Origin of the sequence: Metamycoplasma subdolum (genome assembly GCF_033546815.1) — a bacterium.
Classification (GTDB): Bacteria; Bacillota_I; Bacilli_A; order Mycoplasmatales; family Metamycoplasmataceae; genus Metamycoplasma; species Metamycoplasma subdolum.
Map to the genome: position 1 here is coordinate 478,141 of NZ_CP137846.1, position 15,899 is coordinate 494,039.

Here is a 15,899-nt window from a genome sequence, read left to right on the forward strand (position 1 = left end):
CTTGTTTTTTTTTTTTTTTTTTTTGTTTATTTTGCTTCATTAATTAAAACATTTAGAAATGCTTTAACTTGAGGATGAAGTTCAATTAAAACTTTGTGCATTCCGATTGTGTTTAAAGAATCGCCTGTGATTGAATTTTTTGGAAGTTTGATTCCAAATTTTTCAACTTCTTTGTGAATGGCTTTATGCGTTATTGAACCGTGAACTACATTATTGTGTGTTTTAAGTTCAAAAGTGATGGTGATTTTTTCAAGTTCTTCTTTTATTTTGTGTGCATCTTCAATTTCTTGAGCTAAATTGGTTTTTATGTTAGTTTTGATTCTGTCTAAATTAGCTAAAGTTTGTTTATTAACTGGCTGAGCATACCCATTTTTTATTAAGAAATTTTTAGCAAATCCATCGGTAACTTCAATAATTTCATTTACTTTGTATTTTTGATATGGTTTAATCAATATTACTTTCATTTTTCACACTCACTATTGCTTGTTTAATATTGTCAATGAAAACTTCTAATGTTTCATCGCTTTCTGCTGCTGCGGTTCCAAAGTGACCACCGCCATTAACTGCTTCAGCAATTACTTGAACGTTGGTATTGATTCCACGAGCTGACATTTTGTAATTTCCAGTGGGTAGTTTTCCAACAACAAAGGCTGCTTTTCTTCCTTCTACTCTTAAGATTTCATCAGATGCTGCTGCAATAATATCGTTTGAAATAACGATATCACCTGCATAAGCTAAATAAAATCCAGGTTTTACTTCTTGTAAGTTTTTTAATAAATGATTGATTTTTTGATAAATTTCTTCATTTACTTTTAATGCTAAAACTGCTTCTTTCGTGCTTGCTCCTCAACTTGAAAGAATAGAAGCAGCTTGGAAAGTTTTAAAACTTGTTTGCTTTTTAAAAATATTAGTGTCAAGATAAATTCCGTCAAGTAAAAGTTGAGCAGTAACTGCGTCAATTTTGTCACTATTGCTAGTTAAAGAAATTATTTCGGTAACAATTTCACTTGCAGAAGATGCAGAAGAGTCAATATGTGTATTCTTTGGAATAACATAATCAGGGTTCTTTGCAATTCTGTGGTGATCTAAAACAAAAATGTTTTCTTTTCTAATATTTTTTAAAGCTAATTTATTCTCAATTCTTTGTAGTTCAGAGTTGTCAGTTAAAATAACCAAAGTATTATCATCATTTAATTTAGTTGCTTCTTTTGGAGCAACAAAAATTTCATCTCTATTTTCAATTAGTGTTGAATTAATAATTCTTTGAGTAGTATCATCAAAAGTTTTGTTTTGAATATATGCTTCTTTTCCAAAAGCTTTTGATAATTTTCAAAGAGCATATGATGAACCAAGAGCATCTAAGTCAGCATTTTTATGACCATAAATAATTACTTTATTAATTGATTTAGATTGAATTTTTTCAATTAAAGTTTGGGCAATAAAAGCAACGTTTGTTCTCGATTCGTTAATTTGAATTTCTGAAAATGAACCATAATTTCTTGGTTTTTCATTTTTAGTTAACACAGTTACTTGATTCCCGCCTCTGGTTTCACTTTGAAGTAAGGCACTTTTTGCTAATGCACTTAGAACATCAAAACGATAAATCCCATAAGCGAACCCTGCTGAAAGAGTTAATTTAATATCTTTAGGTAAATCTGCTGAGTCAGAAATTTTGTTTAAAAAACTAAATTCATTTGCTTCAAATTGATCTAAAGTTTCTTTTGTAATAATTACAAGATAGTGACCATTTTCATATTGACGATAAACTAAGTCGTATTTTTTTGAAATCTTTTTAAGAATGTTAACTACAGCGGTATAAATTTTGAAAAGTTCTTCTTCAGATAAAGTTGATTGAAATAAACTTAAATTATCAATGCTTATTTCACCATAAACAATTCTTTGACTTTCATAGTCCTTCAAAATTTGGTTCATGATTGTTTCATCTTGTAATGTTGCAATATTTTTTTCAAGATTAACAAATACTTCATAATGAGAATTTTCATGAATCATTTTTAAGTGTTGATTATCATTTGTTCATTCATTGATATTTAAAAGTCTTTTGATATTTTTTCCAATTATTTCATCACCAAATCTTTTTCTAATAAAATCGCTTGTTCAAATAATTTCACCTGAGTTAGTAAAAATTATTAAACCTAAATTATGTTTCGCAATTTCTTGTTCAGTATAGTAATTAAGCGAATTTTTGAGTAAATTAAGCCTTTTAGGCAACACTTTTAAAATTGCCACAACTAAACTTATCAAAATAATTAATCAAATAACATAACTCACACCAATTAGTATTTGCATATTGGGTTTAAGATAAAAAAGTCCCAAAACAAATAAAACTGTTGGGATTAGCAGTAAAAATAGAGAAATAACAATTAAAAGGATAAGTGATTTTGATTTTTTCATAATATTAATTATAGTTTAATTATTAATTTAAATATATAAAAGGTTGTGTGCTTGTTGAGTAAAAAAGATAAATTTTGTTCATTTTTTGAATGCTTTTTAAGATTTATAACTTAAAAAACTCTAAAATGTCAGAAATTCCTTTTTTCTTTGTTGAAGAAACAAGAAAAACATTTATGTTTATTGAAAAAGTTAAGGCTTGTTTTTTAACCTTATGCATTTGCGCTTGATTTGCTTTGTCAATTTTAGTAATTATTATGTCAAAGTGAATATTCTTTTGATTTAAATATTCAATCATTTCAAGATCAATAGGCAAAAATCCAATTTTAGCATCAATTAATAAACAAACAGTTTTTTGATTGCTTGAAGACGAAAAATAAAGATCAATTATTGAAGAAATTTTATCTTGATCTTTTTTTGACATTTTAGCAAAGCCATAACCTGGCAAGTCAACTACAATTTTTTTGTTAGTAGTTTCAAAATAATTAATTAATCTAGTACGCCCTGGAGTAGAACTAGTTTTAGCAACTTTGCTTTCAGCTAAACTATTGATTAAGCTAGATTTTCCAACATTTGACCGACCTCAAAAAACAATTTCTTCGCCTTCATGTTGAAATCAACTATTTTGATCTTGAGCACTTTTTAGATATTTTCACATAATCTTAATTATATTGAATAAATAAAAAGCAAGGCTTAATTGTTTTGCCTTGCTTAAATTTAAATAAGAAATTTTATTCAGCTTTTACTGATTCTTTAACTTCTTTATTAGCTTTTTGCACATGTTCATGTGTAGTTTTTTCAACTTTAACGTCTTTATCTTTTCTTATTGAACCAATGTAAGGCAATATTGCTACAAATCTTGCTCTTTTAATTGCTAAAGAAACGGCTCTTTGGTGTTTTGCACATGTTCCGGTAATTCTTGATGAAAGAATTTTACCTTGTAAATTAACTAGTTTTGATAAAGTTGCTTCATCTTTGTAATCAATTTTTTCTAAAGTATTTTTAGGTGAACAGAATTGACATGGACGTCTACGAACAAAAGGTTTTTTACGAACTATTCTTGCCATAAATTACTCCTAATTTATCAGTTTAAACCGCCAAATTCACCGTCATTTTCATTTGGTGATTCATCATCATTTTGGCTGTTTCCATTTTCAACATTTGAAGGTAAAGTTAATTCGCCAGTGTTTGCTTTTCTTCTGCCATCTGCAACTGTTTTAGTTTCAAGAGGTTCAACTCTTTCAGCACTAATTCAAAAGTTGTTAACATTTTGACCATTAGCATCTTTTGTTCTTGATGCTTGTGCAGTGCCTTCAACTAAAATTAATGAACCTTTATCTAAAAATTTATTAATAAATTCTGCATTCTTTCTTCATGCTACGCATGGTAAAAAGTCAATAATTGGTTCTCTGTTTGCATCAGCATAACCTCTTCTTACTGCGATTGTAAAACGTGAAAATTCTATTTCTTTTGTGGTCATTCCTTTGTAAGGAGTGTTAGTTAAACGACCGATTAAAATAACTTTATTCATTTTCCCTCCAAGTTAAATTAAGTGTGATTAAGCTTTTTTAGCTCTTGTTTTTTTAGGTTTTTCTTCAACTGAAGTAGCTTTTTCTTCTTTTGCTTTTTTAGCTACTTTAGTTTTTGTAGTTTTAGTTTCATCTTTTGCTTTTGTAGTCTTTTTTGCTTTTTCTGTTTTTTCTTCTTTAGCTAGTTTTTCAGCTTTTGGTTTTACTTCAGAAGTTTTTTTAGTAACTTTTTTTGGTTTTTCTTCGCTTGCAACAACTTTTTCTTCTTTAGCTGGTTTTTCAGTTTTTAAAGTTTTTGTTGTTTTTGAAGCTTTTGATGTTGCTTTTTTATCTTCATCTAGTTTTTTAACATGTTCAGTTTTAGCACCTTCTTCAGGTTTATTAACTGGTTTTTTAAAGTTTGGATTATTTTGACGTTTTTGAAATTTAGCAAATTTGTGTGGTTTTAATCCTTTTTCGTTGTCAAGATTAATAACTAAATATCTCAAAACGAATTTGTTAATGTTAAAAACACGAGTAAATTCAGCAACATGAGCTGCTTCGATTTTTACATTAACTAAGAAATAATTTGCACGAGTTTGCTTTTTGATAGGATAAGCTAATTCCGCTCTTTCAAGTTTTTGAATTTTGGCAGTTTTTCCCAAAACTTGATGAACTAATTTGTGAAGTTCATCTTCTGTTGAATGAGGGTCAGTTAGAATCATAATTTCATAATTTGACATAATTCTCCTTGTGGACATTTGGACCTAAAAAGGTCAAGGAGTCTCACCCTTGTTAGTATTTTTTTTAAAACATAACGTATTTATTATATATTAAATATTTAATTGTAATTAAAAATGGCAATGCGATAAAAGGTGAGTTTTTTAATAAAAAAACTTAAAATTCGTTTGAATCTTAAGTTTTAAAAATCAATATTTTTATTTTCCTCAATCAATTTCGATCAAATCATGAGGAGCATCGCTTCCTTTTTTCTCAATAACTTTGAAACTGATTTTATCATCTAAAACATATTTGGTATTTTTTCTTAAACTATGTCCAACTTTTTCACTTAATCATTCAGAAAGTTTTTTGTTTTCATCTTCTTCGGAAAGTAAAATCATAGTATATTCATCAAGTTCAAGTTGTTTTCACAATTGTTTTAGTTTGACAGTTCCTCGTGCTTCAGCTTTTTCAAGGCTAATTTCATAAATTGATTCATCGGTGTCAAATTCGTCATAAATTTCACCAACGACTTCTTCTAAAATGTCCTCAATTGTAATAAGTCCAATAACTTTATCAGTGTTATTATTTTCAGTAACAAAAGCCATTTGAACTCTAGCTTGACGCATTTTTTCAAGAGCTGCTGATAGATTTGAGTTTTGAGAAATCATTGGAACTGGTTTTAAATAATTCATAATGGTACCTTTTTTAAGGTAGAAAACATCTTTTAATAAAATTATTCCAATTAAGTTTCCATCTTTTTCAATCGGAAGACGTGAAAAGTTTGTTTCTTTAAACATGTCTAAGGTTTCAGTTAATGTTGCTCTGTAATTTAAGTAATCGATGTTTTTTAACTTTACATAGTGTTGTGAAACTTTAGTTGAGTCAAGGTCAAGTACATTTTTTGCCATTGAAGATTCATTTGTTTCTAAAACGCCTTCATTGTTTGCAATATTTAGTAAGCTTTTTACTTCTTCTTCAGTGTTAGTAATATAAATTTTCTTTCCAATTTTTGAAATTGGTCAAGCAATTGGGAAGAATATAAAATAACATGCTTCTATTAATCATCAAAATGTTTTGATAGTTCTAATTGGTTTTGCTTTTGCAACTAGTTTAGGTAAAATTTCTGTAAAAAGAACAATAACTGGTGTCATAACAAAAATTGAAATTATTGTTGCAAGCCCAGGATCAACATTTGCTAATGTCAAAATATAACTGAATAGTGTTGAAGAGGCAATGTTGACAATATTGTTGCAGATTAAAATTGTTCCTAAAGTTCTGTTAAATCTTACATGCTGTTTTTGTATAATTTTTGCTCCGCGTTCTTTGTTTGCAACCATTCCTTCAATTCTTGCTGAACCGACAGAAGTATATGCTGTTTCTGAAGCAGAAAAAATTCCACTAAATAATAGTAGTCCAAGCATAACGGCAGCAAAAATTATAAACATGTAAATAGGCGTAGTAGTTGCAGTAGCAACTTTAGCTTTTCCAGATTCGTTAATTAAATTAGTTAGGCACGGCGACCCGCTCATTTCTTTATTTCTCCATTTATAAGTTAAATTTAAACTACACTTATTATAAGGTAAATTGGTTTGATAATTATTTAAAAATGAAGAATTTATTTTTAGGTTTAAAAAATGTATTGAATTTAAAATAAATTTTGATTTTTTTATTTTCCAAAAAATAACTTAATTTAAGAAGAAATTTGAAAATTTACATCTTAAAAATTAACCTTTAGAATTTGAGTTTTTCTATTTGTGATATTATTTAATAATAAAGTTAAAAAGGAGAAAAAATGTTAAAAGTAATTGAACATCCGATTATTAAAATCAAATTAACAAAAATGCGTGATAAAGAATCAAGCCACTCAATTTTTAGAACCCGCCTTAATGAAATTGCATCACTTATGCTTTATGAAATTTTAAGAGATTACAAAAGCAAAAGTAAAAAAGTGATTACACCACTTAACCAAGAATACAATGGATTTGACTATGACAAAGAAATTGTTTTTGTTCCAATTTTAAGAGCAGGACTTGGAATGGTTGATGGACTTTTAAATCTTATTCGTGAAGCCAAAGTTGGACACATTGGACTTTATAGAGATGAAAAAACACACAAGCCTCATTCATATTTTTACAAAATGCCAGAGGTAGCAAAGGATAGTTACATCTTTATAATTGATCCAATGCTGGCAACAGGAAACAGTGCAGTTGATGCTATCAAAAAAATACAAAAAGATGGTTTCAACAATATCAGCCTTGTATGCCTTGTTGGTTGCAATGAGGGAGTTCAAAACGTTGAAAAAAGTTTCGGAAAAGATTTCAAAATTTATTTAGCTAGTTTAGATGAAAGATTAAACGACCAAAAATATATTGAGCCTGGATTAGGGGACGCAGGCGATAGAATTTTTGGAACAAAATAAATATGCATCCTTGAGTTAAAAAAATAGTTTATTCTGAAGAAGAAATAAACAAAAAAATTATTGAACTAGCAAAATGAGTTGATGAAACTTATAAAGATTCTAAAGATTTAGTTTTAATTTGTCTTTTGAAGGGAGCCGTTCCTTTTCTAGCAGCACTTTCAAAAAGAATTCATGTTGATCACGTACTTGATTTTATGATTATTTCAACCTATTCTGGAAATCATGTTTCATCAGGTTCAGTTAAAATAGTAATGGACCTAGCTCTTGATATTAAAAATAAAGACGTGTTAATTGTTGAAGATGTAATCGAAAGCGGAATAACGCTTGATAAAACAAAAAGTTTACTTTTAACAAGACAACCAAGGAGTTTAAAAATCCTAACTTTATTAGATAAACCACATAATAGAAAAGTTAATCTACATGCTGATAAATTTGGTTTTGAAGCACCTAATGAATTTTTAGTTGGTTTTGGCCTTGATTATGATGAAAAATTAAGAAACTTGCCATATATTGGAATTTTTAATAAAAAATTCTTGAAAAAATAGGAAAATGCAAACTTAAAAAAGCATTTTCCTTTTTCTTTTATAATAATAGTATTATGTTCAAATTTGAAGATGTAAAACTAGTTCAACTACCAGCAAAAATACTGAGAAATAAATCAAAAGATGTGCCTCTTCCTTTAGAAAAAGAAGATGAAAAACTTATTCAAAAAATGATTTTTCATGTTGATTCATCACAAGAAGAAGGAAGCCAATTTCGTCCCGCAGTCGGCGTTGCCGCAATTCAATATGGAATTGAAAAAAATATATTTTATATAATGATAAAAGACAAAGAAGAAATCATTTTCAAAGATGCTCTTGTAAATCCAGTTTTATTAGCACATTCAGAAAGTAAATTAGCTTTAAATGAAGGAGAGGGTTGTCTTTCAGTTAAAGAAGAAGAACCTAACCAGGAAGGCTATGTTTGTAGATATGCAAGAGTTGTAGCAGAAGCTTATTCATATTTCGAAAAAAAGGTAAAGAGATATGACTTGGTAGGTTATGCTGCGATTGTGTTTCAACATGAATATGATCATTTACAAGGAAAGCTTTTTATTGATCATATTAATAAAAAGGATCCTTGGAAACTCCCAAAAAATTGTGAAGTTATTTAAAAAAATCGCTCTTTTTTGAGCGAATTTTTTAAATCTTTTTTTGCTTTATTTCAAGTGCTTTTGAATAAACTAAGCTAGAATCTTCAATTGTTTCATAAATTGCATATACATATTTTTTAGTTCCATATTTTGCTTCGGCTCTGCTTATTCTATAAGGCCTTGATTTAAATTTCAAGAAGATTGCATTGTCTTTTATTTCGGTTTCTAAGTTTCCTTCAAACTCAAAAAGTCTTCAACCAAAAAGCAAATTATTGACTTTGAAATTTTCTAAAAAAATCCTATTTTTAAGAAGAATATCGGTTTCGGAGTTTATTTTGGCAAGTATTTTATTTGTCTCATTTAGTTGCTCTACTTTTTCACTACTGGTTAAAGTTAAAGAAAATGATAAGTTGTCCAAATAAGATTTTATTGCATCTTTGTCACCATAAGGTTTTGCTTTAGTTGGTAAAAGATTTGTGAGTTCAAAATTAGTAATAACAGCAAAATTGCTTGGATTAAATTTTTCGCTCAAATAGATGTCAAAAGAGATGATGTCTTTTTTATAAGTATTAACTGAAATGTTATAAAGTGAAACTGCATAATTACTATCAAGTATTTTGATTCCGTAAGGCTCTAAATCCTTATTTTCCAAGCTAGGATTTAATGAAAGAGATTTAAGCATATCATCAACACTAATATCAGTTCTTGCTGCTCTATTTGCAATAGTAACATAGTCTTTTATTTTGTCATATTTGATTATGTTTGCATCTGCTTTTCATTGTCTCAGTTCATTTTTAGGAGGCTTAATAGAAAAAGCAACTACTACAACAGTAGTAATTCCAACAATTGAAAGTCCAAAAAATACTCACCTTTTTATCTTCTTTTTTCGTTCAATTTTTCTTCCAATTTCGCTATATTTTATTTGATCATCAACACTAACATCTTTACTTAAATTGTCGAGATCTTCTTCAGGATATTCATTTGGATTTTGCTTTCTCTTTTTTCACATAAAGTTCCTTTATTTAAATTTCTTGAATAGTAGTTTCTTGAATTGATTTTTCTGGAATTTGGTTTTCTGAAACCACAGGTTCTTGAATTTCTGCCTCTTTTTCTTCAGCAGGAATTTCCACTTTTTTAGTAAGTTCTTGAATTTCTTGAATTATTGCTTTTTTGTTGATTCAATAATTAATCTTGTTAATTATTTCAATAGGATATTGTTTGGCTTGTAAGAATTTAATACTATCTTTAAATTTTACATATTCTTTGTAATTTCCGTTGTAATCAAAATTATCAATTACATAGCCTTTAATTATTTGTTTTGTTTCTTTGTTAACTAAAACTAGATCAATTGATTTAGTTCCAATTGAATAATCAATTTCGAACTCAAATTTATTAGTATCATCAACATAACTTTGAATTTCTGAAATTACCATATCTTTAAAGTCTGTATTAATTGGCATATCAATATATTGAGTATCGCTAATTTTTTGTGGAGTATGTAAGTAATTTTTTTGTTTTTCTAAAGGAAGATCTAAAAATTTTAGTCAATCTTTAAATAAAATCATATCACTTGTTGAATTTTCACTTACTTCAACATCCTCAGCGTAAATTGATTTTACAACAATAATTTTTTCTTTTGCTCTTGATATTGCAACATTAAGTGCATTTTTCCCGCCTGAACGCGCAACATAAGTTCCGTGAAGTGAAGTATTTTTATCATAAACAACTGACATGATAACCAAATCAGCTTCATCTCCTTGAATATTTTCAATATTTTTTAGACTTATTTGTTCGATTTGCAGTGCTTCCTCAAGATCAGGAAATTCATTAAAGATTTTATTAATTAAATAATCTTGTTGCTTTGCGTTAAATACTAAGGCAATAATCTTTTTGTATTTAGGTAAGTTCTCCCTTAAAATTTCTAAAACTTTGTCGCCTTCTTCAATATTGGTTGAATTTTCTCATTTTCCATCAACTTGAATTACTTCAATTGCTTTTTTGTTTGTTACTCCGGTTTCAAAATCATCAATAACATCAAGTTTTGATTCATAAAAATGTCTTGAACTAAATGTCATTAAACTTGCTTGTTTTGAACGGTAATTTTTGTCAAGTAAAATTGAATAAACACCACGTGCACTTGCATAATCAAGTAATGATTCAATGCTTCCAAAATCATTTTCATCATCAAAATTATAACTAACTGAGAATCAACGAGTTGGTTGCATTTGTTGGCTATCGCCTGCAAGAATTTTTCTCTTTGCAAGATATAAAATTGGTATTCCTCTTTCAAGAAAGATTTGACTTGATTCATCTAAAATAGCATAGTCAAATTCTTCTTTTGATCACATTGAAAGATCAAGATCTGGAGTAGTGACAATTACAGGAAATAAAAGCTTGATCATTTCTTTATGTTTGTGGAAAAACTTGTAAGGTTTTAAATGGCCTGTTCTAATTGCCATTGCAAAAGAAGTGTAAAGACGAGATTGTTCTTCAGTAAAATCATTCATCTTTTCAACAGTACTTTGTAAAATCATTTTTGTTAAAATTTTGTCATTATTTAAATCAATAGTTTTTTCTTCAAGAGTTTTTCTATAGTAAGCATCAACTTGCATTACATTTTGAAGAGAAACTTTATTTACAAATTTAATTGCTTGATCAACATCTAAAGTGAATAAATTAGGACAATTTATTATAACTTCAGCCATTTGTTTTATTGCTTTTGGATAGATTGTAAAGATGTGTGGCTTTTTCCCAAAATTAACTTGATACAAGTGTTTTTTTAGATTTTTAACATCTGAAAAAGGTTTGTTTAATTCGTAACGAATTTTAGGATTTAATTGTTTAAGAGTTTCAAAGGTTTCTTCATCAATTTTTCCTTTTGCAACAGCACCATAAAATTCTAAAATATAATCAATATTTTCAATCTTCAATATATCAGATAAGTTATCAACATAGAATTTATCTTCTTCAGAAAAGACTTGAAAATTATTTTCTTTTTCAGTTAATTTAAAGTTTTCAACTAAATAAATAAATTCTTTTAATGGCTTATAAAAAGTTTCTTGACGTAAGTTTTTATCATTTAAAGCAAACAAACAAAAGATTGAAACTTTCTTTAAACGTTTCTTTAAAACATCAAGGGCCGCCTTCTTTTGGCTGACCACAAGCGCAGTAAATCCACGAGCAATAATGTTAGTAATCAAATTAGAAATTGTTTGGCTTTTTCCTGTTCCGGGAGGTCCTCAAATTATAGTATCTTGATACAAGGAACTAATAGTTGCAACGTCTTGTGAAAAGTTTGTGTTTTGAATTTTGAACAAACGAAATTTTTTATCAAAAATTACATGATCAATTTTTTCACGATAAGCATTTTTATTAAAACTAGGATTTAAAATATCTTCAAATTCATCATTATCAATGATTTTCTTCATTTGATTTCAAAGATAGCCTGAACTAACATTGTAAAATCCTAAAACCATTCCCGGATGAAATTTAATAGTTGTATTTTCGATTGTGTCTTGAGTATATGAAGGGATGCGACCTTTAATTGTTTCAGGAATGTCAAACATTTGATTTCAATTTTTTTGAAAAAATTCAGTTACTGATTCAATTGAAATATTTGAAAAATCAAAGTTATCAACGTTTAATAAAAATCCTTCTTGAGATAAGAAAGTAATTAATTTCGAATTAATTCTAATGTCGGATTTTGAATTTAAATTAACTAAAGAATTTTTAATATCGAAGGTAACTTCCTTAAAAAACAAAGGGGCAAAAATTGTTTTTTTATCAGTTTTTACTGAAATAAACATAAAGCCGATGTGCAATGGTCAAATGTTTGTTTCAATGTTAATTCCTTGAGCTTTGTTTACAATTTTTTTTCATTTAATTATTGATTTTTGATATTCAAGTTCAAGGTCATTTACAAGTTTTGATTTTGCTTCTTCTAAATTATCGCCTAGCATGTGGAAAGTGCTATCAGGCATACGTTTACTAAATTCTTTGTAAATTGTAATAACATCATTTTTGGTTTCAGCTGCTTTGATCTCTTCGATCATCTTTTTATTTCCAGCTTCAGTTAAAACTAAACTAATATCATATTTTTTGTAAATGGTATCAAAAACTTTTTCACCAAAACTTTGATATATATCAAAAAATCTTTCGTTATCAATTGAAAAATAAAGAGAACTATCAAAAGTATCAATGTTCAAAAGATTTGCCATTAAGGTTTGATATTTTTTATCTTTATTTTCCATCATTAACCTCACTATTGATTAATTTTTCAACTTGATTTGCACAATTTCCAACAACTAAAGAAATCGCTTTTGATTGAAAAGTAATTCCACTTACTCCATCAAGTTTTGCAATATCTTCAGCTTTAATAAGTTTTCTATCTTTAAAGTTGATTTTTACAACTTTATTAGTACTAGTTGCACTTTCAAGATTATCTTTGTTTCCTAAAAGTTCAACTAATTTTTCAAACTTAAAAGGTAATTTTGTATTAGTTGAAAGTTCAGTACTAACCTTAGTTTTTTTATATTTTTTATTTCATCAAATTAAGATTAATCCAAAAGTTATAATAATCAAAAATACATAAAGTGCTTTTTGTTTGCAAGTCATATTCTGCCCCTTCTTTTACTAATTATATTTTATAGTCTTTAAGTAAAATCTTATTGCTTTGTTTAGGAATTTTTGACGTTCAAAAACAAGTTTTTAATTCTTATATTTTTTAAATATAAGTTCTTTTTTATGTTCAACCTTAACTTTTAAAACTAAAAAAGTAATAAAATTAGAATAAACTTATGGGGGTTTAAATGAAAAAAAGAATAGTTAGTGGAATAACTGCCACCGGTAAACTAACGCTTGCAAACTACATTGGTGCTATTAGTAATATAGTTAAATTACAAGATGAATTTGAAAACTTCATTTTCATAGCCGACCTTCACGCTTTAACGCTTCCAATTGATGCCAAAGAATTAGAAGAAAATCGTAAAAACATTTTCGCTCTTTATTTAGCTTGTGGCGTTAAGCCTGAAAAAAGCACCATTTTTTATCAATCTGATGTTATGGAACATGGCCTTATGAATTGACTAATTTTAACCTTAACAACAATTGGTGAACTTTCAAGAATGACACAATTTAAAGATAAAGCAAGCAAAGTTAAAAGTGCAAATGGAATGGAAACAATTCCAACAGGTCTTTTAATGTATCCAACATTAATGGTTGGTGATATTTTACTTTATGACGCTGATGTTGTGCCTGTTGGAATTGACCAAAAACAACATGTTGAACTAACTAGAAACATAATTCAAAGAATTAATAATCGTTTTAATCTTGACTTCAAAATTCCTGAACCTTTTATACCTGAAGTTGGAGCAAAAATAATGTCATTAGTTGATCCAACAAAGAAGATGTCAAAATCTGATGAAAATGAAAAAGCATCAATCTACTTGCTGGAAAATCCAGAAAATGCTTACAAAAAGATTTTGAAAGCTAAAACTGATAGCGAAGGAAAGATTTATCTTTCAGATGAAAAACCTGGAATCAAAAATTTATTAACCATTTATTCAAGTTTGAAAAACATAACTCTTCAAGAAAGTGAAAAACTTTTTAAAGACAAAAATTATAGTGAACTTAAAATTGCAGTAGCAACTGAAGTAAAAGAATTTTTAGAAAAAATTCAAGCAAAATACAAAACTGCTTTGAAAGAAGTTAATAAACATGCTAAAGCAGGAGCGGAAAAAGCTAAAAAAATAGCAAGTGAAAACCTTAAAAAATTAATGAAAGAAATGGGACTTAACAATGAAAGCAGACAGTAAATTAAATCACTCAACTAGCCATCTTTTGGCTGCGGCAGTTTTAAAACTTTATCCAAACACAAAGTTAGCAATAGGCCCTGCAATTGAAGAAGGTTTTTATTATGATTTTGAATTTGAAGAACCTCTTTTAGACTCAGATTTGCCCAAAATTGAAAAGCTTATGAGAAAGCTTGCTAGCGATGGATATGAAATGAAGCAAGTTGATATTTCAAAATATTCTTTTGAAAATCAACCTTACAAAAAGGAACTTTTTGATGAATTTTCAAAAGAAGGTAAAAAAATTACTTTCTATTCATATATCCATCCAAAGACAAATGAAGTACTTTTCACCGATCTTTGTGCTGGAAATCATATTGAATCAACTAAAGAAATTAAACATTTTAAACTTTTAAATTTAGCAGGTGCTTATTGAAAAGGTGATTCAAAAAATAAACAATTAACAAGAATTTATGGCACCAGTTGAAAAAGTGAAGAAGAACTTAATGAATATTTACAAATTCTTCAAGAAAGAAAAGAAAGAGATCATAGAAAAATTGGCAAAGAATTAAATATCTTTACATTTAGCCAACTAGCAGGTCAAGGTTTTCCGATTTGGCTTGAAGATGGAATGAAAATTCACAATGCAATTCGTGATTATGTTTTAAAACTTGACAGAAAATTTGGTTTCAAAGAAGTTTTAACACCTCATTTTGGTGAAAAACAACTTTATGAAATAAGTGGTCACTGAGCTCACTATCAAGATACAATGTTTAACCCAATTGAAATGGACAACGAACTTTTAATTGGTCGCCCTATGACTTGCCCTCACCACATTATTTTATTCAATCAAACTAGAAGATCATATCGTGATCTTCCAATTAGATATTCAGAACAATCTCGCCTTTATCGTTATGAAAAATCTGGAGCACTTACTGGACTTGAAAGAGTTAGAGCAATGGATTTAACCGAAGGCCATGTTTTTGTAAGAAAAGATCAAATTGAAAGTGAATTTAAACACCTTTACAAAATGATCCAACAAGCACTTAAAGATTTTAAAATCGAAATTGATCACATTTCACTTTCTTTAAGAGATCCTAATGATAAAGAAAAATTCTTTAATGATGATGAGATGTGAGATAAGGCAGAAAGCGACCTTAGAAAAGTTATGAAAGATCTTAAAATTAAGTACAAAGAATTTGTTGGTGAAGCAGCATTTTACGGTCCAAAAATTGACATGCAAGTTAAAACTGCACTCGGAAAAGTCATAACAATGTCAACTTTACAACTTGATTTTCTACTTCCAGCCCGTTTTGATATGAAATACGTTGATGACAAAGAAACTCAACAAACACCAGTATTAATTCACCGCGGATTAATTGGAACTTATGAAAGATTTATTGCTACTTTGTTAGAACAAACTAAAGGAGTTTTACCTTTTTGATTAAGTCCACGTCAAGTAACAATATTGCCAATTAGCGAAGATCAAAATAAAGAATGTCAAAAACTTTATGAAGATCTTTTAGATAAAGATTTCAATGTCAATGTTGATTTAAGAAATGAAAGAATTAACAAAAAAATCCGTGATGCTCAAATTACAAAAACTAAGTTTCTTGTTATTTTAGGTAATAATGAAATTGAAAACAACACACTTGCAGTAAGAGAATATGGCAGTGATGAAACTAAAATAATGACTAAAGCAGAACTTGTTCAAATCATGAGAAAGCTTATTAAATCAAAGAAGTAATATGCAAAAAAAAGAATTTGCCGGAAGGCATTTTTTTTACTTATTTTCTTTGAAAAATAGCTACATAAAATTCTCTTTGCCCAATTTTTATTAAATTAAAAGTAAAGAAAAAATGAAGAAATTTGGTTTTTTTTAACAATTTTTCTAAACATATTTTATAATATTTTTTGTC

15 protein-coding genes are annotated in these 15,899 nt (G+C 28.0%); 5 read left to right on the plus strand and 10 right to left on the minus strand.

The features are described 5' to 3' along the window. Positions 1-26 precede the first annotated feature (26 nt). The 7 genes from rplI to R9C05_RS02225 form a co-directional block, all read right to left on the minus strand. Entirely contained in the window at positions 27-464 is a 438-nt protein-coding gene (gene rplI, locus R9C05_RS02195; protein WP_121941031.1) for a 50S ribosomal protein L9, read from the minus strand. Continuing rightward, the gene (locus R9C05_RS02200) at positions 445-2,412 is read right to left on the minus strand and encodes a GGDEF domain-containing protein (RefSeq protein ID WP_121941030.1); all 1,968 of its coding nucleotides are present in this window, start codon (positions 2,410-2,412) and stop codon (positions 445-447) included. Before R9C05_RS02200 ends, rplI begins: the two co-directional genes overlap by 20 nt. 103 nt (positions 2,413-2,515) lie before the next feature. After that, positions 2,516-3,067, minus strand: a complete 552-nt coding sequence (gene yihA / locus R9C05_RS02205; protein WP_121941029.1) for a ribosome biogenesis GTP-binding protein YihA/YsxC — start codon at positions 3,065-3,067, stop codon at positions 2,516-2,518. Between the two features lie 73 nt (positions 3,068-3,140). Then, the gene (gene rpsR / locus R9C05_RS02210; RefSeq protein ID WP_121941028.1) at positions 3,141-3,476 is read right to left on the minus strand and encodes a 30S ribosomal protein S18; all 336 of its coding nucleotides are present in this window, start codon (positions 3,474-3,476) and stop codon (positions 3,141-3,143) included. Between the two features lie 14 nt (positions 3,477-3,490). Beyond that, positions 3,491-3,940: a single-stranded DNA-binding protein gene (locus R9C05_RS02215; protein ID WP_121941027.1), complete on the minus strand. Its 450-nt coding sequence runs from the start codon at positions 3,938-3,940 to the stop codon at positions 3,491-3,493. A 27-nt stretch (positions 3,941-3,967) separates the two neighbouring features. After that, the gene (gene rpsF / locus R9C05_RS02220; protein ID WP_121941026.1) at positions 3,968-4,660 is read right to left on the minus strand and encodes a 30S ribosomal protein S6; all 693 of its coding nucleotides are present in this window, start codon (positions 4,658-4,660) and stop codon (positions 3,968-3,970) included. 195 nt (positions 4,661-4,855) lie between these two features. Beyond that, positions 4,856-6,085 carry a hemolysin family protein gene (locus R9C05_RS02225; protein WP_404810265.1) on the minus strand — a complete coding sequence of 410 codons (1,230 nt, stop codon included), beginning with the start codon at positions 6,083-6,085 and terminating at the stop codon, positions 4,856-4,858. Between the two features lie 347 nt (positions 6,086-6,432). Here R9C05_RS02225 and upp point away from each other — a divergent pair, with 347 nt between their 5' ends. Genes upp through def form a run of 3 tightly spaced genes read left to right on the plus strand, consistent with a single transcriptional unit; the run spans position 6,433 to position 8,212 of the window. After that, positions 6,433-7,059 carry a uracil phosphoribosyltransferase gene (gene upp / locus R9C05_RS02230; protein WP_121941024.1) on the plus strand — a complete coding sequence of 209 codons (627 nt, stop codon included), beginning with the start codon at positions 6,433-6,435 and terminating at the stop codon, positions 7,057-7,059. A gap of 2 nt (positions 7,060-7,061) precedes the next feature. Further along, positions 7,062-7,604: a hypoxanthine phosphoribosyltransferase gene (gene hpt, locus R9C05_RS02235; RefSeq protein WP_121941023.1), complete on the plus strand. Its 543-nt coding sequence runs from the start codon at positions 7,062-7,064 to the stop codon at positions 7,602-7,604. Positions 7,605-7,657: 53 nt separating this feature from the next. Then, positions 7,658-8,212 carry a peptide deformylase gene (def, locus tag R9C05_RS02240; RefSeq protein WP_121941022.1) on the plus strand — a complete coding sequence of 185 codons (555 nt, stop codon included), beginning with the start codon at positions 7,658-7,660 and terminating at the stop codon, positions 8,210-8,212. Between the two features lie 28 nt (positions 8,213-8,240). Here def and R9C05_RS02245 read toward each other — a convergent pair whose 3' ends face one another. From R9C05_RS02245 to R9C05_RS02255, 3 genes are read right to left on the minus strand one after another with little or no spacing between them, the layout of a single operon-like run. Next, a complete protein-coding gene (locus R9C05_RS02245) occupies positions 8,241-9,200 on the minus strand; it encodes a hypothetical protein (RefSeq protein WP_121941021.1) in 960 nt (319 codons plus the stop codon). A 13-nt stretch (positions 9,201-9,213) separates the two neighbouring features. Further along, positions 9,214-12,444, minus strand: coding sequence for a DEAD/DEAH box helicase (locus R9C05_RS02250; protein ID WP_277870195.1), 3,231 nt, complete (start codon positions 12,442-12,444; stop codon positions 9,214-9,216). Continuing rightward, the gene (locus R9C05_RS02255) at positions 12,431-12,805 is read right to left on the minus strand and encodes a PTS glucose transporter subunit IIB (RefSeq protein ID WP_121941019.1); all 375 of its coding nucleotides are present in this window, start codon (positions 12,803-12,805) and stop codon (positions 12,431-12,433) included. The genes R9C05_RS02250 and R9C05_RS02255 overlap by 14 nt, the downstream gene beginning before the upstream one ends. Before the next feature lie 194 nt (positions 12,806-12,999). On the opposite strand from R9C05_RS02255, the gene trpS reads away from it, so the two are divergent. After that, positions 13,000-14,004 carry a tryptophan--tRNA ligase gene (trpS, locus tag R9C05_RS02260; protein WP_121941018.1) on the plus strand — a complete coding sequence of 335 codons (1,005 nt, stop codon included), beginning with the start codon at positions 13,000-13,002 and terminating at the stop codon, positions 14,002-14,004. Next, positions 13,988-15,727 carry a threonine--tRNA ligase gene (gene thrS, locus R9C05_RS02265; protein ID WP_121941017.1) on the plus strand — a complete coding sequence of 580 codons (1,740 nt, stop codon included), beginning with the start codon at positions 13,988-13,990 and terminating at the stop codon, positions 15,725-15,727. The genes trpS and thrS overlap by 17 nt, the downstream gene beginning before the upstream one ends. Positions 15,728-15,899: the final 172 nt, after the last annotated feature.